Source organism: Shigella sp. FC1967, assembly GCF_001743005.1.
Lineage (GTDB): Bacteria > Pseudomonadota > Gammaproteobacteria > Enterobacterales > Enterobacteriaceae > Proteus.
Window position 1 is genome coordinate 1 of the sequence record NZ_MIIZ01000480.1, and the last position, 211, is coordinate 211.

Below are 211 nucleotides of genomic sequence, written 5' to 3' on the forward strand. Positions count from 1 at the left end.
GATGCTCGCTCAACTGCGTGATGCATTTGACTCCGCTGCGGCAAAACTTGAATGCGAAATTATTGAGATGGACGGGAGAGCCTGACCATGTGCATCTGCTGGTTGCTTACCCGCCAAAACTGGCGGTCAGTGTGATGGTCAACAATCTGAAATCAGTATCGTCGCGCCTGCTGCGCCAGCAAAACACACATTTACGGACGCAAAGTAAAAC

1 pseudogene is annotated in these 211 nt (G+C 50.7%); it reads left to right on the forward strand.

The features are described from left to right. A pseudogene (tnpA, locus tag BHE89_RS04175) lies at positions 1-211 on the forward strand (IS200/IS605 family transposase); the annotation flags it as partial.